This window comes from Cytobacillus eiseniae (genome assembly GCF_017874625.1).
Classification (GTDB): Bacteria; Bacillota; Bacilli; order Bacillales; family Cytobacillaceae; genus Cytobacillus; species Cytobacillus eiseniae.
This window is the reverse complement of the sequence record NZ_JAGIKZ010000012.1, coordinates 1-21,716: the sequence shown is the minus strand read 5'-3', so window position 1 is coordinate 21,716 and position 21,716 is coordinate 1. Positions and strand designations below refer to the sequence as shown.

General features: G+C 34.4%; 21 protein-coding genes and 2 riboswitches. Of the genes, 20 read left to right on the top strand and 1 reads right to left on the bottom strand.

All coding sequences use genetic code 11. The annotated features are described in order from the left end of the window. Positions 1–6: 6 nt before the first annotated feature. The 15 genes from J2Z40_RS11410 to J2Z40_RS11345 all read left to right on the top strand — a co-directional run bounded on the left by J2Z40_RS11410 (position 7) and on the right by J2Z40_RS11345 (position 13,529). On the top strand, positions 7–732 hold the full coding sequence (locus J2Z40_RS11410; RefSeq protein ID WP_066400571.1) for a hypothetical protein: 726 nt from the start codon (positions 7–9) through the stop codon (positions 730–732). 40 nt (positions 733–772) lie between these two features. Further along, positions 773–1,579: a hypothetical protein gene (locus tag J2Z40_RS11405; RefSeq protein ID WP_066400573.1), complete on the top strand. Its 807-nt coding sequence runs from the start codon at positions 773–775 to the stop codon at positions 1,577–1,579. A gap of 635 nt (positions 1,580–2,214) precedes the next feature. After that, a complete protein-coding gene (locus J2Z40_RS11400; RefSeq protein WP_066400574.1) occupies positions 2,215–2,889 on the top strand; it encodes an OmpA family protein in 675 nt (224 codons plus the stop codon). Between the two features lie 32 nt (positions 2,890–2,921). Then, the gene (locus J2Z40_RS11395; RefSeq protein ID WP_066400576.1) at positions 2,922–3,287 is read left to right on the top strand and encodes a DUF4064 domain-containing protein; all 366 of its coding nucleotides are present in this window, start codon (positions 2,922–2,924) and stop codon (positions 3,285–3,287) included. 143 nt (positions 3,288–3,430) lie between these two features. Then, positions 3,431–4,387 (top strand): AAA family ATPase, encoded by a 957-nt coding sequence (locus J2Z40_RS11390; protein ID WP_066400579.1) that lies wholly within the window; start codon positions 3,431–3,433, stop codon positions 4,385–4,387. Position 4,388: 1 nt separating this feature from the next. Further along, entirely contained in the window at positions 4,389–5,606 is a 1,218-nt protein-coding gene (locus J2Z40_RS11385; protein WP_066400582.1) for a DUF58 domain-containing protein, read from the top strand. Further along, positions 5,603–7,813 (top strand): transglutaminase domain-containing protein, encoded by a 2,211-nt coding sequence (locus J2Z40_RS11380; RefSeq protein WP_066400585.1) that lies wholly within the window; start codon positions 5,603–5,605, stop codon positions 7,811–7,813. The genes J2Z40_RS11385 and J2Z40_RS11380 overlap by 4 nt, the downstream gene beginning before the upstream one ends. A 35-nt stretch (positions 7,814–7,848) precedes the next feature. Then, positions 7,849–7,950, top strand: a riboswitch (purine riboswitch). A 175-nt stretch (positions 7,951–8,125) separates the two neighbouring features. Next, entirely contained in the window at positions 8,126–9,646 is a 1,521-nt protein-coding gene (gene guaA, locus J2Z40_RS11375; RefSeq protein WP_180316821.1) for a glutamine-hydrolyzing GMP synthase, read from the top strand. Between the two features lie 158 nt (positions 9,647–9,804). After that, positions 9,805–10,200, top strand: coding sequence for a site-specific integrase (locus J2Z40_RS19805; RefSeq protein ID WP_066400589.1), 396 nt, complete (start codon positions 9,805–9,807; stop codon positions 10,198–10,200). Between the two features lie 8 nt (positions 10,201–10,208). Further along, positions 10,209–10,706, top strand: coding sequence for a tyrosine-type recombinase/integrase (locus tag J2Z40_RS19800; RefSeq protein ID WP_245350071.1), 498 nt, complete (start codon positions 10,209–10,211; stop codon positions 10,704–10,706). A 114-nt stretch (positions 10,707–10,820) separates the two neighbouring features. Continuing rightward, a complete protein-coding gene (locus J2Z40_RS11365; RefSeq protein ID WP_066400591.1) occupies positions 10,821–11,351 on the top strand; it encodes a hypothetical protein in 531 nt (176 codons plus the stop codon). A gap of 181 nt (positions 11,352–11,532) precedes the next feature. Then, positions 11,533–12,213: a hypothetical protein gene (locus J2Z40_RS11360; RefSeq protein WP_066400592.1), complete on the top strand. Its 681-nt coding sequence runs from the start codon at positions 11,533–11,535 to the stop codon at positions 12,211–12,213. Further along, complete coding sequence (locus tag J2Z40_RS11355; protein WP_066400593.1) at positions 12,206–12,571, top strand: hypothetical protein; 366 nt, start codon at positions 12,206–12,208, stop codon at positions 12,569–12,571. Before J2Z40_RS11360 ends, J2Z40_RS11355 begins: the two co-directional genes overlap by 8 nt. A gap of 113 nt (positions 12,572–12,684) precedes the next feature. Beyond that, a complete protein-coding gene (locus tag J2Z40_RS11350) occupies positions 12,685–13,068 on the top strand; it encodes a hypothetical protein (RefSeq protein ID WP_066400594.1) in 384 nt (127 codons plus the stop codon). A 122-nt stretch (positions 13,069–13,190) separates the two neighbouring features. Continuing rightward, complete coding sequence (locus J2Z40_RS11345; protein ID WP_066400595.1) at positions 13,191–13,529, top strand: hypothetical protein; 339 nt, start codon at positions 13,191–13,193, stop codon at positions 13,527–13,529. A 263-nt stretch (positions 13,530–13,792) separates the two neighbouring features. On the opposite strand, the gene J2Z40_RS11340 is transcribed toward J2Z40_RS11345, so the two are convergent. Continuing rightward, positions 13,793–14,923: an SEC-C domain-containing protein gene (locus tag J2Z40_RS11340; RefSeq protein ID WP_066400596.1), complete on the bottom strand. Its 1,131-nt coding sequence runs from the start codon at positions 14,921–14,923 to the stop codon at positions 13,793–13,795. 222 nt (positions 14,924–15,145) lie between these two features. Between J2Z40_RS11340 and J2Z40_RS11335 the strand changes: the two genes are divergently transcribed. The 5 genes from J2Z40_RS11335 (at position 15,146) to J2Z40_RS11310 (ending at position 21,119) form a co-directional block, all read left to right on the top strand. Then, complete coding sequence (locus J2Z40_RS11335) at positions 15,146–15,730, top strand: tyrosine-type recombinase/integrase (protein ID WP_083954062.1); 585 nt, start codon at positions 15,146–15,148, stop codon at positions 15,728–15,730. A 103-nt stretch (positions 15,731–15,833) separates the two neighbouring features. Beyond that, positions 15,834–16,343: a hypothetical protein gene (locus tag J2Z40_RS11330; protein WP_066400598.1), complete on the top strand. Its 510-nt coding sequence runs from the start codon at positions 15,834–15,836 to the stop codon at positions 16,341–16,343. 230 nt (positions 16,344–16,573) lie between these two features. Beyond that, on the top strand, positions 16,574–17,044 hold the full coding sequence (locus J2Z40_RS11325) for a hypothetical protein (protein WP_209795153.1): 471 nt from the start codon (positions 16,574–16,576) through the stop codon (positions 17,042–17,044). Between the two features lie 642 nt (positions 17,045–17,686). Beyond that, positions 17,687–17,788, top strand: a riboswitch (purine riboswitch). 178 nt (positions 17,789–17,966) lie between these two features. After that, positions 17,967–19,295, top strand: a complete 1,329-nt coding sequence (locus tag J2Z40_RS11315; protein WP_066400600.1) for a solute carrier family 23 protein — start codon at positions 17,967–17,969, stop codon at positions 19,293–19,295. A 357-nt stretch (positions 19,296–19,652) separates the two neighbouring features. Continuing rightward, entirely contained in the window at positions 19,653–21,119 is a 1,467-nt protein-coding gene (locus J2Z40_RS11310; RefSeq protein ID WP_066400601.1) for a methyl-accepting chemotaxis protein, read from the top strand. Positions 21,120–21,716: the final 597 nt, after the last annotated feature.

Below are 21,716 nucleotides of genomic sequence, written 5' to 3'. Positions count from 1 at the left end.
AACCATATGTTTTCGTCTGTAAAAGATGCCTTTGGATTATATAAAAGAAATATTCTTCGAGTCCTTCTTATTGGCATAACGATCTTTTTGCCTATTCAGATCCTTTATACGATTCTCGTTAACTATATCTCAATGCCATTTTATTATTTTAATATTCCGCTTTGGCCGAGTTTTTTTCAGAGTGTCTTTATGTTAATGAGTGTATTCATTATGCTCATTCCAATAATTAGTATGGCTGCCCAGGACATAAAAATGAAGAAAGTGAAAACAGGAAAACTTTATATTGATACAGTAAAGTATGCATTTTTTGTGTATTTAATTAGTATTCCTGTCTCGATTTTTACGTCAATTGGCTTTCTATTGTTAATCGTCCCAGGGATTATTTTACTTATTTTTTTGCTGGGAATTCCATTTGTAAAAGTAATCGAGGATGAGTCCTTTAAAATGGTCATAAAGAAATCTGTTTTATTTGGAAAAGAGAACTTTCTCGTTATATGCGGATTTCTCCTGCTATTTGCAGCGGTTGACTTTGTTGTGACCTATGCGCTTTCATTTTTAGCGATTGTCTTTACAGGTCAAATGGCAATAACGAACTGGGTAATCATGGTTTTCAATATGCTCTTCCTTCCATTATTTATTTTTACGATGACGAAGCAATACTTGAATTGGAATGGGGAAGCTGATGTGATTCATGAGGAAGAGTATATGAAACAATTAGAGCAATATAGTTAACTCGTTTCAAGCAATTCTTGTTATGGTAAGGCGGTGAAAAATGCTTACATATTCTGTTTTGCCAGATCATATTAAGCAGGTAGCAGAAAAATACAATCATTCAAATGAAAAATTAGATTGTTTGCCATCTAAATTAATGTATGAAGATATTAACTACTATGTTGTGCATTACTATCCATCACTTCATGATTTATTCATTCAAGAGAATGGGGGTGTGCCACCTTTCGAACAAGTGAGAAGAGCGATTCTAATTGTCAAGGTATATCAAACGGCAGGAAATACGCTAATTCGAACAGGTGGGAAATGGGTAAAGGAACCAACGGCAAGGAATTATCGGAAATTGGAGCAAAGGTTAACCTCTATAAAAAGAAAAATCAACAAATTCATTTCGCAAGAAGGATTAATTAAGCTAGATAATATAATAGAAGCTTCTAGGAAAATCAATAAAGACCAGGATTTAATTTTTGAGTGTGTGGATAAAGGGACTGAATTAATTGATCACGCAAATAAAACAGAAATGGTTAACGAATCAATCCAACAAGAAGTGAGAAACTATGTTGTTAAAATGGTTCGGGCTGCAGTTCGGCAAAATCAAGTTCAACTAGATACTGAAGTAGATAGAAAAGAACTCCTTGCCTATTTAGGAAGGGAAGTTTGGAAAAAGCCTTCTATCCTATTTGATTATCTATGGTTTAAGAAAAATGTCTCCTATATGCTAAATAGCTCTTCTCCAACAGCGAAAGATATGTATGATCTACAGGAAATGGTGAGTAAAGAGAAAACTATCGATGAAATGGAAAATGCAGATGAGATGATTTCATTGATACGCAACCCAAAGGCTAAATGATACAAAGAGCTGGAAAATGCCTAACTAGAATAGTAAGTATAAAACCATTCTTATAAAGGGAGGAATGGTTTTTTTAGATTGGCTGAAAGGCACTAAAAATTATAAACGATGAAGTCGTTACTGCTGCTAGAACTCCTACTAGTAATGTTTTCTTGTGTAAGTCATTTCAACTCTTTGAAATGAAAGAAATAGAATGCTTGTCGTATATTTAATTAGGCTTTTTTCTAAAAGATTGTTGCTTTTGAATCAAATGTTTTACCAATTAAGTCGGTTGATTGGAGCGGAAGGTAGTGAGGCTCCTCGAAAATGCATCCGCATTTCCTTCGTGCGGTGTTAATTCAAGAAGCATATTCAATGTCCTGCGGGATGTGTGGGACAGCTGAGACCTAAGCAGGAGCGATTGCTCCGAGGAGGCTCAAGCGGACTATCCCACGGAAAGGGAGCAATCTGGAGTGGAAATCACCCTTTATCAATTATGTGTAAAATAGCAACAATGTTTACGAAAACAGCCTTTAATTATGAATCCTTTTGCCTATTTTTCCCATTTTTCAAAATATAATCAGAAAAATAATGTAAAATTGAAGAATTGGAATAATTGAATGCATAAAATTTCATAAGAAGGTGGTTTTCTACATATGAAATCGTATCAAGTAATTTTTTCACTCATTTGTATTGTGTTTTTTTTAGTAGGCTGCAGCGAGAAAAATCAAGAATTGTCTGGGGAGGAGCAATCAAGTAATACAGAGGAGGTAGGAAAAGAAACTCTTGAAGAAAGTGAAGATGGGGATTCGCAATTTAAGCCAGGTACTTTTACCCCGGGTACATTTGAGCCAGGCACCTTTACTCCGGGAACCTTCACACCGGGAACGTTTGAGCCAGGCACATTTATCCCAGGAACCTTTACACCAGGAAATTTCGATTCAAGTGTCACTGTCTCAGTTGAAGAGGACGAAATTGTGATTGAAGTACCGAGCCATCTGTTATTCGACTTTGACAAAAGTGAGTTAAAATCATCTGTTATTCATACACTCGATCAGTTAAGTCATGACCTAAATGAGTATGAGGGAGCAAATGTATGGATACATGGGCATACAGATAGCCAAGGAAATACAGATTATAATCAAACATTATCAGAAGAGCGAGCAAGAGCAGTACAAAGCTATTTAGAGAAAACAGTGGATGGAGAAAAGGTAAATTTAGAAGCGAAGGGCTTCGGGCAAACTAAGTCAATTTCATCAAATGATACGGAGGAAGGCAGAGAGCAGAACCGTCGTGTAGAAATTATTGTAGAGCCATTAGTGAAAAAGTAAAAGCATCTTCGAAATAGAGGCTGGAGGAAAATATGAAAAGAACAGCTGAATTTGTATTAGGGCTAGTTGGGGGAATTTTAGGTATATTATTATCGTTAGTAGGTTTCTTTTTTAGTTTTATTGGTTTTTTGGCAGAGGACCCTGGCCCAGCTTCGGTTATTTTAATTATCACTTTTGTATTCTTTGTTATTCAATTAGCTGCGTTGATTATGAGCTGCCTTGTTAATCGAATGGACCATAAATTGTATGGAGGATTAATGATTACTTGGGGTGTATTATCCTTTCCAGTAGCTATTTTTCTTATGTTTGTGCCAAGCATTCTCTATATCATTGCTGGTGCATTAGGTTTAAGAAAATTGGATGCAGGGAATATGGAATTTGAAAAAACGTTTATCTAAATAGTAGAGGCTATCATACTAGTAATCATATCCCTGAGAGGTTTTTCCTTTTCAGGGATTTTTATTATCGCAGGATTTTGACAAAAAATATCGAATTAAAAGATAGAACTAAAATTACAAAGGCAGAAAACAGGAGGGATTATATGACACATGAGCAAATCCACCCATTGATTAAAAGGGTCTTGGAAAATATAGAAAAAGTAATGATCGGAAAGAGAAATGTAGCCGAATTAAGCGTCATCGCCTTGTTAGCAGAGGGGCATGTTTTATTAGAAGATGTACCAGGTGTAGGGAAAACAATGATGGTGCGTGCGTTAGCGAAATCCGTCGGCGCAAGCTTTAGGAGAATTCAATTTACACCAGACCTATTACCATCAGACGTGACAGGCGTGTCTATTTATAATCCAAAGGAGATGGAATTTCAATTTAGACCGGGTCCAATTATGGGGAATATAATTTTAGCTGATGAGATTAATCGTACTTCCCCGAAAACTCAGTCTGCCCTGCTAGAAGGAATGGAAGAAAGCAGTGTCACAATAGATGGAGTCACCCATCATCTAGGAAAACCTTTCTTTGTAATGGCAACGCAGAATCCAATCGAATATGAAGGAACATATCCACTTCCAGAAGCACAGCTTGATCGGTTTTTATTAAAAATGAAGATGGGTTATCCTGAAATGGCCGATGAAATGGAAGTATTGAATCGAGTTCAGAAGAAAAACCCGATTGAAGAACTAGAACCTGTTATTGATTTAGAGGAATTAAGAGAATTACAGATGAAGTGTAAGGATGTACATGTCGATGAGACAATCAAACGTTACATAGTAGAACTATCAAATCGAACGAGGACACATGGGAGTGTATATCTTGGAGTTAGTCCAAGGGGATCGATTGCCTTAATGAAGGCGGCACAAGCCTATGCATTCATTTATGGGAGAGATTATGTCCTTCCGGATGATATTCAATATTTGGCTCCGGCAGTTTTCGCCCATCGTATTATTTTAAAATCTGAAGCGCGATTTGAGGGAATAGGAGCGGAAGAAGTAGTAGAACGAGTGATGAATCGAGTGCCAGTACCTGTTCAAAGGTTAGTGAAGTAAGATGAATCGACTAATTACTGCCACTAGAAAGGTATGGAAATTAATCGTCCTGCTGCTCCTTATTGTTATTACCTTTTCATATGCGATGTTTCAAGGTGGATTTGTTAGTTGGTTTTTATTTTATAGTTTTCTTCCTTTTTCTCTCTATGCCCTTTTCCTTTCATTCTATTCGATGAATCAATTTGAGGTAAAGCGGACTTTTCATAAGAATGAATTTATTGCAGGTGAGTCATTGAAGGTAACGATTACGCTTAAGAGGAGAGTGGCATTTCCGTTATTCTATTTAATAGTAGAGGATTGTATTAACAATCAGCTCTTCTTTTCACAGCAGGGAAATCGTTCGAAATCGTTTGTATTTCCAGGGTTTCAAAAGGAATTTACGTGGTCGTATGAAGTAGAAAAATTACCAAGGGGTGAACATTTTTTTCAAGCGATACGATTGAGAACAGGTGATTTACTTGGATTAATCGAAAAGGAAAATTATATTCAGCTTGAGGATAAAATGCTCGTCTACCCGTCCTATGAGAACTTGATCTATAAGACAATGGAAAATCAATATGATCAGGGAATGACAGCATCGAGGGAACGTGTGCAAAGGGATACGTCAATGGCTATTGGAATTAGAGAATACCAGCCAGGTGACCGTTTTTCGTGGATTAATTGGAAAGCGACAGCAAAGCGAAATGAAATGATGACGAAGGATTTTGAACAAAGACAATCACATAATGTCTATATCTTGATGGATTGTGCGCCTGACCGTCGTTTTGAAGCGATCGTTTCCTTCTCTGCATCGATTATTAAAGCGATTCTCTTAAAGGGAGCGCATGTAGGTTTTCTCTCCTCCGCCTCTGAACGAACGGCCTTTCCGGTTAGAGGGGGAGAAAGTCAACAGCAGCAGCTTTTTTATCATTTAGCAAAGATAAAAGATAACAGTGAAGTTTCATTGGATCGTGTGTTAAAGGTCGAGAATCCATCTTTATCACAAAGTAATAATCTAATGCTCGTTACTTCGCAGTTAACGAGAAGCTTAATTGAAGTTGCAGGCCGATTTACTGCAAATAGTGCTGCAATTACCCTCTTTCTTATCAAAAGTGAGAAGGAAACGATTTCACAGCAAGAGCTAGCATTGAAGGAAGCTGCGAGAACAAGAGGAATTCGTGTTGTTTTCGTACATGATGGCCATTTCTTATCTGTATTTTCGGAGGTGGCTATAAGGTGATTTCACGGAAGGCTCAGAAGGATTTCATTACATTTTTCCTGTATTTATTCGTCCATATTATGCTTTGGGAGTGGTTAAGACCGCTAGAGCAGCTGACTGATACGTCGAATATTGGTGTGTTTCTTCTATTTATTCTTCTTTCTTTTTTGTTGGCATTTATGGGAACTTCTTTATTAGTGAGTATAGGTATAAAAATGGCCTATATCGTATGGATGTTGCATTTTTTATATTTTGAAGAGTCCATTTTTCAACTTTCATGGATTTCCCAGTTTGTACACGATGTCATAGAGAATATTCAAATCCTATTTGCAAGAGATTGGTCTAGTTTAAGCAACATATTCAGAAGTTTATTATTTTTTATCCTACTTTGGCTGATGACTTATTTAATTCAGTATTGGCTCATTAAGCGCAGACAAATATTGCTTTTCTTCTTACTAACTTTAATTTATATTACGGTTTTAGATACATTTACTCCTTATGATGCAGGGTTGGCCATTGTGCGGACTGTTATCTCTGGTTTTACTGTTTTGGGGATGCTCACGTTTTATCGTCTTTTAGAAAAAGAAGTTATTCAAATTAAGACTATTCCTATAAAGAAGTGGATGTATCCACTACTCATCATGATCGCAATGAGTGTTGGGTTTGGTCTTGCTTCACCGAAAGCAGAACCTATTTGGCCAGATCCAGTCCCATATATTAAATCATATGGGAAAGACAGTGGCACAAGCGATGGAAAAGGGCTTCAAAAGATTGGGTATGGTTTGGATGATTCTAATCTGGGTGGCCCCTTTATAGGTGATAACACGGTCATATTCAATGCAGAAGCAAACTCCCGTCATTATTGGAAAGTTGAAACAAAGGATGTATATACAGGAAAGGGATGGGTTACGTCTAGTTCTCGTGATGAGAGAGAGCCATTTGGATATGAGGAGCTTGTCCCCATCCAATCCTATAACAATGATGCTAAGGTTGAAATAAAAGAGGAAGTAAGTACAGTTTTTTCAATGGGGAACGATGCACATATTGTGTACCCATTAGGAATTAAGCAAATTATTGCTGCTCCTTTTTATACGTTTGAAAAGGAAACAGCAACTGAAAAAATCCATTCAATAGAAGGGAATATCCCAGTTTCTATTGAACAATATTCACTCGTTTTTGATAAGCCAAGCTATAGTGTGACAGCTCTAAATGAAGCAAGTTCAGTAGAGAATGTTGCCGCAGATCGCGAATTGATTGATCATTATACGATGCTTCCAGATGATTTGCCTTCGCGAATTCGCGACTTGGCTATAGAGATTACGGAAGACAAAGATAGCTGGTTTGAGAAGACGAGGGAGATTGAAGGATATTTTAGAAAATCTGGTTTCTCATATGATCAGCTGGATGTAGCTGTACCAGGTCCAGATGATGATTATGTAGATCAGTTTTTATTCGATACGAAACGCGGCTATTGTGATAACTTTTCTACATCAATGGTTATATTAGCAAGATCTATTGGTATCCCCGCAAGATGGGTAAAGGGATATACAGAAGGCGAATATAAGGGATTAGGGGATACGGGAAGTCGTATGTTTGAAGTCACAAATAATAATGCGCATTCATGGGTAGAAGTCTATTTTCCTGGTGTTGGCTGGGTTCCGTTCGAACCAACACAAGGCTTCTCTAATAGTGTTCAATTTAATTTTGACACCTACTTAGCAGAAGATCGTCAGCCTGAAGCGATAGAGCAAGAAGAGATTGAAAGAGAAAAGCCAGAATTAGCAGATAAAAATGAAAACAAAACAGTTTCCGCTTTTTCCTTCGAAAAGCTGTTCGATCGATTGAAGGACTTATTGACCGATCATTGGAAATGGATTGTTTCTATTATTCTTGTGATTGCTTTTCTAGTCTTCCTTATTTATCACTTCCGTGGACGTTGGCTTCCTTTTTATTTAGCCTGGAGGTTTAAATGGACAAGAAAGGATGAAAATCTTCCAAAGGCGTATTTGCTCTTATTAAGAGAGCTAGGGCGCTATGGGTTACATCGGAAGGAAGGACAGACACTTAGAGACTATGCTGATTATGTTGATCGCTTTTTCTCATCAAGTGAAATGGGCAGATTAACCACCTGTTATGAACAGCTTATTTATAGGGGAGAGCTTAAAGCAGGCAGCTGGGAAGAAACGAAGGAATTATGGGAAAATTTAATTAAAAAGACAATCGCTTGACCAAAAAAATAACCTGTTGTTACAATAGATATAGAAATATAATTGAATATATCCTTCATATATCCTCGATAATATGGTTCGAAAGTTTCTACCAAATCACCTTAAATGATTTGACTATGAAGGCAGATGAATTCTATAAATGTGTTTATTTATTGAACAGTATTCTGCCTTCACCATTATTTGGAGAGGAGAGTACTGTTTTTTTGTTTGCTTAAATGAGGATAAGAGAATAATAAAAACAATGCAATTAAATTTTATTAACATAATGGGGTGAACCGTTTGACGGTGAAGACAGAATGGCAAAATCAAGAAATGATCATTGTTTTAGACTTTGGAAGTCAATACAATCAGTTAATTACACGTAGAATTAGAGAATTTGGGGTATATAGTGAACTGCACCCACACACAATTACAGCTGAAGAAATTAAGCAATTGAATCCGAAGGGAATTATTTTTTCAGGTGGGCCAAATAGTGTGTATGGAGAAGGGGCATTCCATTGTGATGAAAAGATTTTTGAACTAGGATTGCCGATCTTTGGAATATGCTATGGCATGCAGCTAATGACCATGCATTTCGGAGGCAAAGTAGAGAAAGCGAAACATCGTGAGTATGGCAAGGCACTATTGAAACTTGAAAATCAATCAAAGCTTTTTGCTGATCTTCCTGAAGAGCAGACTGTTTGGATGAGCCATGGGGATCTTGTTGTTGAAGCACCACAAGGATTTGTTGTTGATGGAACAAATCCGTCATGTCCAATTGCAGCGATGAGTAATGAGGAAAAAGGCCTATATGCGGTGCAATTCCATCCTGAAGTGCTTCATTCTGTATACGGTAACGATATTTTGAAGAATTTCGTTTTTGGTGTGTGTAATTGTAAAGGTGACTGGTCAATGGGGAACTTCATTGAAGTGGAGATGGAGAAAATCCGTCAAAAGGTTGGAAACAAAAAGGTTCTCTGTGCGTTAAGCGGTGGAGTTGATTCCTCTGTCGTTGCTGTTCTTATTCACAAAGCAATTGGTGATCAATTAACATGTATTTTTGTTGATCATGGCTTGCTTCGTAAAGGGGAAGCAGATAGTGTCATGAAGACCTTTGCAGATGGTTTTCATATGAATGTCATTAAAGTGGATGCACAAGATCGTTTCTTATCCAAGCTTAAAGGTGTGTCTGATCCGGAACAAAAAAGAAAAATCATCGGAAATGAATTTATTTATGTATTTGATGATGAAGCAACCAAGCTTGAAGGCATTGAATTTTTAGCACAAGGTACTTTATATACAGATATTATTGAAAGTGGGACAGCAACTGCACAGACAATTAAATCCCATCACAATGTTGGCGGGCTTCCAGAAGATATGCAGTTTAAACTGATTGAGCCGTTAAATACTTTATTTAAAGATGAAGTACGTGCTTTAGGTACAGAATTAGGCATTCCAGATGAAATCGTTTGGAGACAGCCATTCCCAGGACCAGGCCTAGGGATTCGTGTATTAGGCGAAATTTCAGAAGAAAAGCTCGAAATTGTTCGTGAATCAGATTATATCTTGCGTGAAGAAATTAAAAAGGCTGGCTTAGATCGTGATATATGGCAGTACTTCACTGTGCTTCCAGATATCCGCAGTGTAGGAGTAATGGGAGATGCTAGAACATATGATTATACAATTGGCATCCGTGCAGTTACTTCCATTGATGGAATGACTTCTGATTGGGCAAGAATTCCTTGGGATGTGCTTGAAGTCATCTCCACACGAATTGTAAATGAAGTAAACCACATTAATCGAGTTGTTTATGATATTACGAGCAAGCCACCTGCAACGATTGAGTGGGAATAGTACTAAATACCTAATACCTAATAATCTATAATCATAGTCATATCAAGGGTTTAGCGGTTGTTTGAGTGAGCATTTTCTTGTTCACCTGCAACAATTAACTGTCAAAATAGGACTTTCCATTATTCATGTAATTCATGAAAAATGGGAGGTCTTTTTTTATGGTTAGAATTATTGAGCTGATTGACGATTTTAAATTAAATCAAGAAATTATAGGTCGCAAACCAAAGTATGTTGAGATGTGTATATGGCGGTTGAAACGTTGGCAAGAGTTTATGGAAGCCGAATGTGAAGTAGTAGATGTTGAAGCTGTTGAGCCGATTCATGTTAAGAAATACGTGCAATATCGTCAACAAGTAGGTAGCGAGAAGCCAATCACTTTAAACAATAATATCGCTACGCTCAAAGTATTTTTCAATTACTTAATAGATGAGGAATACCTTGAAGAAAAGAATAATCCAATGCGTAGAATCAAAAGTTTAAAGGAAGAAAAGCGTGTCATTTTAACGTTTAATGGTGCAGAGGTGAAACGTACTCAAATATTCGTGACAAACTGATTCTGATTATGCTCTTTGACACGGGCATACGAGTTAGTGAGCTTTGTGACATTAAGGTTAGTGACATTTCAATGCGTCATATTCTGATTCATGGTAAAGGTTCTAAGCAACGTCTAGTGTACATCAGTAAGACCATGAGAAAATATATGCGAAAGTTTGAAGAAGCCAAGAAGGAGCGTTTCAAGCGTAAAGAGAGCCATGAGGTAGAGGACTTCTATTTTCTAGATCAATGCGCCAAGCAATTGCACCGCTCACGTATCAATAAGATTCTAAAGGAGCATTGTGACAATGTAGGTGTACGTGAGGAAGTTCGTTGTTCACCGCATGACTGTAGACATTATTTTGCTCAGAAACAACTAAGAAACGGAATTGACGTTTATAGTTTAAGTCGGTTATTGGGGCATTTTGATACGCAGGAAACAACCAAGTACCTTAGAGGGCTTGAACAGGATAGCATACTTGAAATTGGTCGTTTGCATAGTCCGTTGAATGATATTGGAATATGAATTTCAAGTCATGTAGCAAAACGCTATTATTTGACGTATAGTATTTCTTGTATTATTATTTGTATTACAAAACGTATTACTTATTGTATTACTTAAATGTGTAGGGGGTTTAGCATGGAGAATAATACAAAAACAATTAGTTTTAGACTAGATGAAAAAACGTTTGAAAAAATGGAATTTTTAAAGGCTAATTTGTTTAGTGATAAAGAATTAAGTAATTCAGAATTAATTCGTTATTCTCTAAACTATTTAGAGGATAGTTTTGGTAGAGGTATGGCTGATAATGGAAAATTTTATGAGTTAGTACAATCGTATATTAAGACTATTTATTTAAGAGCACCATCAACTAATTTTCGTATGCTCGATGAAGTACTTTATGCGATGGAAGAAACTTATGCGGAGTATTCAGTAGAAGAAGTGGAGGAACTCGGAAAACTATATGATGAATTAAATCCAATATCTCTTGTACAATTAATTCGTTTTAAAAATAAAATTGTTCCTATTACTTTCTTGAAAATTATGGGTGAAGATGTAGACGAATTAGAAGAAATGACTGAAACAGAATTAGCGGATTTAATTATGAAGAAGTTTTCGGAAGAAGAATTTAAAAAGGACGCCAAGAGATTGTTCCATATAGAATGTTAATTCCTATGTGCTTCTTTAGTAATAGTTTAGGCACTAACAGCAGAAAGTTTGAGGATTTTTATTATTAATGAATCTCTCATGTGCCTAGTTGAATAGCGAGCAAATCATTTACTAATATAAAGAGTTTTAATTAGTAGTTAAACATCTCGCAAAAACTATAAGCTAAAATGAGTAATAGAAATTGGAATTAACAACGTTAGAAGCCATTCAATACTGTATTTATGAGGGTATTGAAGGAGCTGAAAAAAGGTTACAGAGCTATGAACGTAGAGGCAGAATTGATAATTCAAGTGTTCTTGAAGCATTGATTAGAGATTTAAAAATGATCCATGTTAGCGTTTCTTTGAAAACAGATGAAGAAGGAGAAATTCTTAAAGGTAAAAAACGGAGATTTCTTTTAGGAGAAAAGCGAAGTGAACGAGCGGAACGGATTGATGATCGTAAAAACAATGGGGCTATAAGAGAAGCAGGAAAGTCTCTACTAGATGAGCTAGTTTTTAAAGCGATACTTGAACTGCAAAAGACACATTGCAATGATGATGGAGACATTGAGGTCACGACTACCCAACTAATAAAAAAATATGCTTTCATTAATCCTGGTGCTATTGAGTACAAGGTTATACTAAAGCTCATTCGAGAAAATATCTTTGGTGAAGCAAATATGATATATGCTCATTCTATAACAGAATATATTAGAGCTTACATTAGAGATACAAATCGAAATATTTTAACAAGCTCTTTAAAAGAACTTGAAAAGACAGGTAGAATATCTTGGTCGTTTAAATACTTTATTTCAGATATAACGGGTCATAATGATGTTTCTGAGGAAGATTACTTGGAAAAGCAAAGACTTGGTGTATAGACGGAATGTTATTCAAGTATTAAATAAAGAGTGTTTTGAGGTTTCCTCAAATGAAGCTAAGCAAGTTTTTGCAGATATTTTATTAAAGCGAATAAAGAAAGATTATCTTGTAAATTCAAGCCAAATAGATGGTAGTTTTTTTGATAGAAACAAAAGTTTTATACTTGCTAAGTATATTGAAATTCTTGAAGTCGTACTTCCACTGTGGTGTACAGACTATTTTTCAAGATACACATCTGCATTTGGTGAGATTGCTTTCCATACAGAGCTATTAACGGAAGAGGAAAAATCCGTAATTGGACTAGAAGAATTATCGCAGTTAGCTTATCTTGATATTAGTGAGCAAATACCTTTCTGAAAAATAATGATCGATATGAACACATCACGATATTGTGGTGTATTTTTTACTTGATGTAAGAAAATTTAAATAATTATGATATTGGTAAAACTCTCCTTTTTTGAGGGCATTTTATGAATGGGACAAATTTGGTAGATATTTCTAATGAAAATGTTACAACAAGTGAAGTACAGACACTTAAAGTAGGTTTAATTATGCCAATATCTAATACGGAAGGTTATCAATTGCGGCATTGGGCTGAAGTTAGAAGAATTATTGAAGAGGCATTATTAGATATTGATAATTATAAATGTAAGGTAAGTATGGTTAGTGAAGCTGAAGATGTTACTTTGATCCAAAAAAACATAATTCAACGGATTTATGAAGATGATATTGTTATTGTTGATGTAAGTTCTAAAAACCCTAATGTAATGTTTGAATTAGGTGTTAGGTTTGCATTTGATAAGGCATTTATTTTATTGAAAGACGATGATACTGATTACGGATTATTTATTTGATATATCTTCTATCCATCATATTAATTATCCAAAGGATTTAAGGTATAAGGTATTGTTGAAATGAAGGAGCAACTTAAAATAAAATTATAGCAACCTTTAAAAAGTCTAAGAATGAAGAAAGTATGTATTTAAAGGATTTTGGAACTTACCAAGTATCAAATTTAGAAAGTACCGAGTTACCGTATAAAGAGTACATGGAAAAGATGTTTACCGACATAAAAAAGGATATTAGAAATATAAATTTAAGTGAAAATCAGGTTAAAAATCGTGTTTTAAATCTTGTTCAAGAATATATAGAATTAAACCCTAATGTTGACACGACTAAATTTTATAAAAAAGAACACGAAATTCAATCTATTATTCGAAATGACATAGAAGTATCTAAACTTGTTGGTAGTTTAAAAGAACTTGATAAAGTTATAGATGACGTTTATACGAATTTGAGTATATTACCATTTTGATAAAATTACCTCATTATAATAATTAATGTTACTTTATACGATACGACATGGATTAATCGTTTCATTCTAAGTTGAAGTGTTCTTTCTTATTGTAGGAAAAATAGCCGACTATTTATTGCTTAAAAAATTAATGAGCTTAATAGAACAAATCTATTATCTATTATTGTCATAGATAAGTAGCAATTCATAGGGAGTGAACGATAGGAAAGAACGATAGGTTATGTAAAAAGGGCTTACAATAGTTTAGGTAAGCCCGTATAAAATTAAATTGTATAGTTGAATAGATTTAACCTAAAGGTACTTAACATATTTTTCATTCGAAGCTCGGGAGTGGGACTTATAATTCCCATGAAGGCAGTCGAGATGATATTTTTCTCTGCTTCAGAAATACTATCAATTAATTGAGGAGAGAAGTATATATTTTCACTAAATTCAGCAAGGCAAAACGATAGATAGCTGAATAATAAATTATCATCTGTATTACTTTTTAATGCCTTCATAAAACCTTCATAGCAACTATCTTCTTTAAATCTTGAAACAATTATTAATGTGCTATCATCCTTTGGAATAATAGAGATGTAAACGCTAGGAACAAATAACTTTTCATCATAATCATAAATGTCTATTGTTTTATTACCGTTTAAATCAACATTAACTGCAACAGCTGTAGTAGCAGTGAACCCTACTTTGAATGGTAAAACTTTTACGAAACTCTCTATAGCATCAAAATTTTTACTTTCATACACATTTTTAAATCTACGATATTCTATATCTACATCTTTGAGGTTTAACTCGTTATTCTTGTACATGCCTAATATTTGTAAATCTCGGGTAGCAAAGGGGTATTTTTTAAAGAGTTGTGCATAGCTTTTCTTTAATCTATGTTTCCGATGCGCTTCAAAACAGTGTGCTCTAAATGCAAACCAAAAATTTTGTTCTTCTGTATTTTGATAATCTACATCTTCTATTTTAGAAAAATACTTCTCATCATGATGTTTGCAAAAACCATAAAATGTACTTGCTTGATTTTTTCCTTTTAGCTTAAATTCTAATTTAGGTAAAGTAGTTCGTTCGTCGAAATTCATATCTAAATAATATACATGATTGTCTGTTGCTATCTGATTTAATACACCATTATTTTGAAGTGAATGAGCTTCTATAAAACCGTAGTCACATTCTTCTTTGTCGAAACCCAAACACATTTTAAAGTCGGTATCTTTAAAATGCTTATGTGATTCAAAGTACAATCTTTTAGAATTATATTTTGTTGTATCAATATTTTTTTCTTTTCCTTTTGTATAGCAACAAAATTTGTAGTTTTTCCCACTTTCGCATGGGCAAGGTTTATATGGTTCAAATTTATACTTTTTTAATTGTTGATGAGTGGTAAACATAATGGACACCTCAATTTTTTTGTTTAACCAAATAATACCATTTGAATTTGATTATTACATATTAATCATTAGAAAAATATTTTATCTCAAATGAATGTATGCTTTTGCAGAAAAAAATACATGTTAAATGTTGATATAATTATGTTCTACTGCTGAACACTTAATGAATGTATGCTATTGTTTGTTTGATATTAAAAGCATACATATAAAAGGGGTTAAACAATGGCTAACATGAATGAGAAAAAGGGAATGTTAATTGACGTTCAACCTTTGAAAACAAAAAAAGAAGTAAACAACTTAATAGAAGCATTGGGGATGAGTAAGCAAAATGGTAAACGTGACCAATTACTATTTAAATTAGGAGTTTCAACAGGATTACGCTGTGGTGATATAGTTGCTCTAAAAGTTGAACAGGTAAAAGGTAAAAGCTCATTTAAGATTCGTGAGGGAAAGACGAGGAAAGAGCGTACAGTGTATCTTAATAGCTTGATGGCTGATATTGCTGATTACATTGAAACATTACCAACAGATATAATTTATCTGTTCCCTAGTCGTAAGGGTGACTGTCATATCACGACTACGCAAGCATACCGTATTATTGCTAAAGCAGGAGATATGGTTGGAAATAATTCTATTGGTACACACACAATGAGTAAGACGTTTGGATATACTTATTATCAAGCGACTAAAGATGTAGCAACACTCATGGAAATCTTTAATCACAGTTCGCAGAAAATCACATTACGCTATATCGGAATCACTGAGGAGAGCATCGAGAATAGCCTTAAGAGCATTTCGTTCTTTTAGTGTATATAGTATGAGGGCATATCGATATTGGTATGTTCTTTTTATTTTCTTTATTGTAAAATATATACAATTGTTACATCTTAACAAATATAGAGGTGAGAAAATGGAGAATGTAATTGAATCAGCGCAAGAGTTAATAAATACATTAGATAATGATTTAACGAGATCAGCTACAAAAAATACTGCTACATTTATTGCAGACAAAATGAGGCAGTTAAAAGGTGGAAGAGATAAAGATATAATTATACGTGGGTATGAGGAATTAATTAATGGCTTATTAGAAGATAAAAGTGAGTTAGAAAGGATAGCTAGAAGCTATAAAGAATTGTATGAGGGGGTAGAAATTAGTGCTGAAAATTTAGAGTATCTTCAAAATACAATTAGAAGTGCAATCAAAATTTTAGGTGGCCTTGGAGTTCAATCACCACAAAATGACATTGCTATGGAGTCAGTAGTTCAACTAATTAGCTTGGATACATTAAGAACTATGCAATTATTAGGTTTTAATTATAAAAAAGCTATAGGTGAGCCATTAACAGAACTTTGTGCTGAAAAAATAAGAAGTTTTGGAAATACTAATAATAAAACACATCAAGGAAATCGTAAGAAGTAAAATCATTCTTTTACAATAAAAAATATGATGGAGATGATGAATAATGCCATTTGAAATGGAATTACAGGAGACAATTAGAGATTACGTGTATGGTCATTTACCTTCAGAAAGTTGGTATAATATAAACTTTTATCCTTTTATTGAGGATAGTAATTTAAGAGAAAGATTGAAAACTGAATTCATTAACGCAAGAGTAATTTATAAAATGTTTGAAGGACTTCAAGCTACAGATGAACTATTATTGGCGCAAATTAAAAACTCAAGTAATAATGTATGTTTCTATTCAAGAAGCAGTATTAAATTATATTCTATTTGAGAAGAAAAAAGATACACAAATAGTAAATGATTTACTGTATCAAAAGCGACACAAAAAAATTTCTATACCTCAAAACAAAAGAGATAAGTTAGAAAAAGAATTAATACATGATGAAAAGGGAATTATTCCGTATTATGAGGTTATAGAGTCAATTGACAAAACGAAAATTAGGTATGATCAAAAAGTAGAAGCATGTTTTAAATTAGAATTAATAGATGAGAATTTAAAGCATGATTTAATAAAGCTTTACGAATATAGAAATACAGTACATATTGAAGCAGAGCTAAAAAAAGGTTTAAATTACGATTTAGCAATGGGAGAGCTTGCTTATAGAAGAGTAGAAGGTCTTAGTATTAAGCTTTCAGAAAAATTACTAACAATTTAAGAGTATAGGGGCGGTATTAACCGATATTTTAGTGTTGTACACACTAGAATTACGTACACCACTAGCATATCAACACCCTGATAAGATAATCGAACCGACATATCCATTATTCAACATAATAGTGTTGTAAAATAGTGCTTCACCTGCTACTATTGAGGACAAGAATTACATGAATTGAACGGATTTTTCTATTTTAATAAATCAAGTAAAACTTTTATATATCAATGGTTGGTGAGCGTGCTGTATGACATTACTTCTAAGCCGCCTGCAACGATTGAGTGGGAATAAAAAAAAGCGAAAGCGCCTTGATCATCGCCGTACAAACTGGAAGGGCATCGACTGAGATAAAGGAAACATGGTTTGCGACAGCGAACCGATGCTGACTTATCGTAGGGAGATGACCTGAAGTTTGATAGGCGATAGGCGCAGCTGCTAGACAAAGAAAAGCGAAAGCAGCTTGATTAGTTCTAATAAGCATATATATTCTAGCAATAAGGTCTGTACTTTCCCCTTATTGCTGGAATGACAATTACGATTGATCGATAAAAATGAATAAAAAAACGAACATTATTAATAAAATATCATTAAATGTTCGCTTTTTTTATTGACGAATCACCTAGTTGTTGATAAAATAAAGATGAATTAAATATTGTCGTATTACGTCGTATAATCTTGGGGATATGGCCCATAAGTTTCTACCGAGCTACCGTAAATAGCTTGACTACGAGGTAAGTGTTAAATTTAAAGGATAGTTTGTTCCCTTTTTACTTACACGAACCCTGTTGTCAACGCTTCGGTATCATAAACTGGAGCGTTTTTTAGTGCATTTTTTTAGATAAGGAAGACGGAATCTCCTACATGTGGATTTTGAAAATCCTTATAGCTCTTGAAAAATAATAGAACGATTTAGGGGGAAAAAAGAGTGAAGAAGTACTTCCAGTTTGAAGAACTCGGAACAAACTATCGAAGAGAAACAATCGGGGGTCTGACGACATTTTTAGCAATGGCTTATATCTTAATCGTTAACCCTATGACATTATCTTTAATGGATATACCAGATTTACCTGATTCGATGAGGATGGATTATGGAGCTGTTTTTGTTGCAACAGCTGTAGCGGCTGCTATCGGTTCATTATTAATGGGTGTCTTAGCGAAGTATCCTGTCGCGCTTGCACCAGGTATGGGACTCAATGCATTCTTTGCATATACGGTTGTATTAACGATGGGGATTCCTTGGCAGCATGCTTTAGGCGGAGTTTTAATTTCTGGTGTCGTATTTATCATATTATCAATTTCTGGTTTGCGAGAAATTATTATTAACTCGATCCCAGCGGAATTAAAATTTGCAGTTAGTGCTGGGATTGGTTTATTTATTACATTTGTTGGTGCACAAAGTGCTGGATTAATTGTAAATGATGATGCAGTATTAGTAGGTTTAGGTGATTTTACAGATGGCAATGTCCTGTTAGCTATATTTGGAATTTTTATTACTGTTATCTTAATGACAAAAGGAATTAAAGGCGGAATCTTTATTGGGATGGTCATTACGTCGATTATTGGGATGATCTTTGGACTAATCTCTGTACCTGATAGAGTAGTAGATTCAATTCCAAGTGTCGCACCAACTTTTGGAGCTGCTTTTGAAGCCTTTGGTGATCCGGCTTTCTTTACGACAAACATGCTTGTTGTCGTGTTAACCTTCTTGTTTGTTGATTTCTTTGATACGGCAGGTACATTAGTTGGAGTTGCTAACCAAGCAGGTTTAATGAAAGACAATAAATTACCTCGAGCAGGAAAGGCGTTGCTAGCGGATTCGATTGCAACAGTTGTTGGGGCGATTTTCGGAACGTCTACAACTACGTCTTATGTTGAATCAACTTCAGGAGTAGCAGCTGGAGCAAGAACTGGTTTTGCTTCTATTGTTACAGCGTGCCTATTCTTACTTGCGTTATTTTTCTTTCCGTTATTAGAAGTGATCACTTCTGCAGTGACGGCTCCTGCACTAATTATTGTAGGTGTACTGATGGTTGCATCTTTAGGTAAAATTGATTGGACGAAATTTGAAATCGCTGTTCCAGCCTTTTTAACAATCATTATCATGCCTTTAACATATAGCATTGCTACAGGTATTGCGGTTGGATTTATTTTCTACCCAATTACAATGATTGTTAAAGGGCGTGCAAAAGAGATTCACCCAATTATGTATGGACTATTTGTCATATTTATTCTATATTTCATTTTCCTAAAATAATAGCTAAACGGAGATTTGCGTCGATGCAGTCTCCGTTTTATTTTGTATACAAGGGATATTTTTATAGAAAGCTAAGAGGGGGACTACTGAATATGTAGCAGTAGTGTTCTATATTAATAGTATTAGATGAACAACAACGATCATCCTGATGGACAAAGATGTAGATGTGAAAAAACAATCGCTTCTTTAGTTTGTGAAGCCTCCAGCTAGTATTTCTGCCTATAAATATTTACTCTACACTTTTTCTCCTAATTCAATCTTTAACCTCTGCCCAAGTTTCTTTGATATCTACAACTATATACAAAAGAAAACTTTTCTAGTAAAATGAATGTGGAAAATTATAGAAGGAGAATGAAGATGTCAATTGAAGAATTGCAATTAGAGACATTAAGAAAGAAAAATAGAATTACACTGATTATGTTAATTATTTCAGTGATTCTAGGTGTAGTCGTAGAAGCGAGTTTAGGGCAGCCGCTTCGACTAATTTTAACAATCCTTATAAGTGGAGCTGCTCTATGTTCTGTTATTGCATTTTTACATCTAACAAAACGATTAACGAAACAAATTTCTTATTTGGCGATAGTCGGTTTAACGATTATTCTAGGATTGATTATGATAATTAGCCCTGCTGAGAATAATCTATCACTCATATATTTTTTATTAGTATGTTCGGCACTTTATATGAATATAGCTCTTTATCTAATGGGGACTCTTTTTGGTGCAGGATTATTGATCTTTGCGTTTACTTTTAATGGTGAAGTTTATTCATCGGATTTACCGACGTATTCGTTATTATTTTCTCTAGCTGTTATTGTTTTATTTTTTCAACAAAGAATTATGGGAAAGCTTGAATCTGATCTTGGAAAAATGCAGGCCTCGGCAGAAGAGAAATTGGCTCGTGAAGCAGAACAGCGCACCATTTTAGAGGAAAACTCTCATATAATTGCTAGCAATATGCAGATGGTAGAAGAACAATCAGAATCGGAAAAGCTGGCGACTGTAGAATTGAATGTGGCACTTCAAGAAATAGCTTCAGGCACACAATCACAAGGAAATGCGATCAGTAATATTGTCCATGCGATTGAAAGTACGGCTAAACAAGTAGAAGCAATGAATGGACGGGTGCTTCAAATTAATGAATCAACTAATCAAATGACCGTTCAAATAGTAGAAGGTCGCTCACAATCCAAAATAATGAATAATCAAATGCAGGAATTCAAGCATTTTATTGAATTGATGGAGAAGGATATGAACCAATTAAGTGAAAACATTGAGTCATCCTTAAGTGCTATTCAATCAATCCAAGGAATCACTGCACAAACGAATTTGCTTGCTTTAAATGCATCAATCGAAGCAGCAAGAGCAGGGGAAGCAGGAAAAGGCTTTTCTGTTGTAGCTGAAGAAATTCGTAAGCTTGCTGAAACCTCAGATAAAACAGCTGTTCAAATTTCGACAACCTTAAATCAAGTTCATTCTAATAATCGAGAAACTCAGAATCAAATGAATATCGTATCTAGTAAAATGGAAGAAAATATTCATGGGACAGAGAAGAATGAATCGATATTTGAATCGATTCAAATATCGATTCAACAACTTCAACAGGAAATTCAAACCTTTGGAGACGTTGCCAAAAATATTGACCAAGAATCAGGTGCTATTGAAATAGCAGTAAATGAATTTGCTTCTATATTAGAAGAGGCATCTGCCTCTCTTGAAGAAATTTCAGCAACTGTTCAATCACAAACGAATAATAAAGAGCAACTAGCTAACTTAATTCAAGAAACGAATATCGCTACACAAAATCTTTCGAATGTATTTAAATAAACTCGCCAATAGGGGCGAGTTTGTTTTTTTATAATGCCTTAAATTCATAAAAGGGATGAAACTACAATAATCTGCATCTCAGTAGTTTTGATCGTAATAAAGACTCTTAATCGTTAAGGAAATACTTTTAGATGAAGAAGATGTGTGAAATATACAATTCTATTTTTGATTTATGATTTGATATATCATATTGATAGACAATGGATCGTATCCTTTGTAAAACTTTTATCTTGAGTTGATAGCTGTATGAGTTTGTTTTCTCGTATTTATATATACATATAGTGAGTAAGAAGGGGGATATATCCTTGTTTTAATTATCGAGAAGAAAAATATGAAGAAAAAACAAAAATTATATTGCAAAAGTATTTTCTGCGTGTTATATTAATTAACGTCCTCTTCAAACAACACAAATTTTAAAAAAACATTTTTAAAAAAGTGTTGACTTAAAACGAGGATGTGTGATATATTAATAAAGTTGCTTCTGAGTAACGTGGAAAATTAAAAAATTGCTCTTTGAAAACTGAACGAACAAAAAACGTCAACGTTTAAACTTATTTTTTATTTTAGAGCTAATCAACTCTTTATTGGAGAGTTTGA

What these genes read in the sequence shown, in the direction of transcription:
- J2Z40_RS11410 (WP_066400571.1), top strand. Translation starts at nt 7, where the DNA reads ATGTTTTCGTCTGTAAAAGATGCCTTTGGATTATATAAAAGAAATATT.
- J2Z40_RS11405 (WP_066400573.1), top strand. Translation starts at nt 773, where the DNA reads ATGCTTACATATTCTGTTTTGCCAGATCATATTAAGCAGGTAGCAGAA.
- J2Z40_RS11400 (WP_066400574.1), top strand. Translation starts at nt 2,215, where the DNA reads ATGAAATCGTATCAAGTAATTTTTTCACTCATTTGTATTGTGTTTTTT.
- J2Z40_RS11395 (WP_066400576.1), top strand. Translation starts at nt 2,922, where the DNA reads ATGAAAAGAACAGCTGAATTTGTATTAGGGCTAGTTGGGGGAATTTTA.
- J2Z40_RS11390 (WP_066400579.1), top strand. Translation starts at nt 3,431, where the DNA reads ATGACACATGAGCAAATCCACCCATTGATTAAAAGGGTCTTGGAAAAT.
- J2Z40_RS11385 (WP_066400582.1), top strand. Translation starts at nt 4,389, where the DNA reads ATGAATCGACTAATTACTGCCACTAGAAAGGTATGGAAATTAATCGTC.
- guaA (WP_180316821.1), top strand. Translation starts at nt 8,126, where the DNA reads ATGATCATTGTTTTAGACTTTGGAAGTCAATACAATCAGTTAATTACA.
- J2Z40_RS19805 (WP_066400589.1), top strand. Translation starts at nt 9,805, where the DNA reads ATGGTTAGAATTATTGAGCTGATTGACGATTTTAAATTAAATCAAGAA.
- J2Z40_RS19800 (WP_245350071.1), top strand. Translation starts at nt 10,209, where the DNA reads ATGCTCTTTGACACGGGCATACGAGTTAGTGAGCTTTGTGACATTAAG.
- J2Z40_RS11365 (WP_066400591.1), top strand. Translation starts at nt 10,821, where the DNA reads ATGGAGAATAATACAAAAACAATTAGTTTTAGACTAGATGAAAAAACG.
- J2Z40_RS11350 (WP_066400594.1), top strand. Translation starts at nt 12,685, where the DNA reads ATGAATGGGACAAATTTGGTAGATATTTCTAATGAAAATGTTACAACA.
- J2Z40_RS11345 (WP_066400595.1), top strand. Translation starts at nt 13,191, where the DNA reads ATGTATTTAAAGGATTTTGGAACTTACCAAGTATCAAATTTAGAAAGT.
- J2Z40_RS11340 (WP_066400596.1), bottom strand. Translation starts at nt 14,923, where the DNA reads ATGTTTACCACTCATCAACAATTAAAAAAGTATAAATTTGAACCATAT.
- J2Z40_RS11335 (WP_083954062.1), top strand. Translation starts at nt 15,146, where the DNA reads ATGGCTAACATGAATGAGAAAAAGGGAATGTTAATTGACGTTCAACCT.
- J2Z40_RS11330 (WP_066400598.1), top strand. Translation starts at nt 15,834, where the DNA reads ATGGAGAATGTAATTGAATCAGCGCAAGAGTTAATAAATACATTAGAT.
- J2Z40_RS11325 (WP_209795153.1), top strand. Translation starts at nt 16,574, where the DNA reads ATGAACTATTATTGGCGCAAATTAAAAACTCAAGTAATAATGTATGTT.
- J2Z40_RS11310 (WP_066400601.1), top strand. Translation starts at nt 19,653, where the DNA reads ATGTCAATTGAAGAATTGCAATTAGAGACATTAAGAAAGAAAAATAGA.